Raw genomic sequence first — 316 nt, 5'->3', positions numbered from 1 at the left:
AGGGCATCGCGCCGGACGATGTCCGCCGGATCTTCGAGGAGTTCGTGCAGCTCGACCGGCCCGACCGGGACCGCAGCCAGGGCATCGGGCTCGGCCTCGCCCTCGTGGACCGGCTGGCCCGGCTGCTCGGCCACCCGCTCGTCCTGAAGTCGGCGGAAGGGCGCGGCTCGGTCTTCGGCGTGCTGGTGCCGCGCGCGAGCCGCGCGCGGCGCTCAGACGAGACGGTCGCGGTCCGCGTCCTTGACCAGCAGGACCGCCTGGGTGCGGCTGCCGACCCCCAGCGCCTTTAGGACGCCGGTGACGTGCGTCTTCACCG

The 316-nt window shown here is 74.4% G+C and carries 1 protein-coding gene; it reads left to right on the top strand.

Going from position 1 to position 316, the window contains the following annotated elements; translation table 11 throughout:
- Positions 1 to 290 (top strand): ATP-binding protein (locus JT719_RS24465; protein WP_242693466.1); only part of this gene is annotated, 290 nt, incomplete at its 5' end.
- Positions 291 to 316: the final 26 nt, after the last annotated feature.

The sequence above is a fragment of the Sabulibacter ruber genome, from assembly GCF_017355955.1.
Lineage (GTDB): Bacteria > Bacteroidota > Bacteroidia > Cytophagales > Hymenobacteraceae > Nibribacter > Nibribacter ruber_A.
The sequence above is the reverse complement of the archived record's forward strand: the minus strand, read 5'-3'. Positions and strand labels throughout refer to the sequence as shown.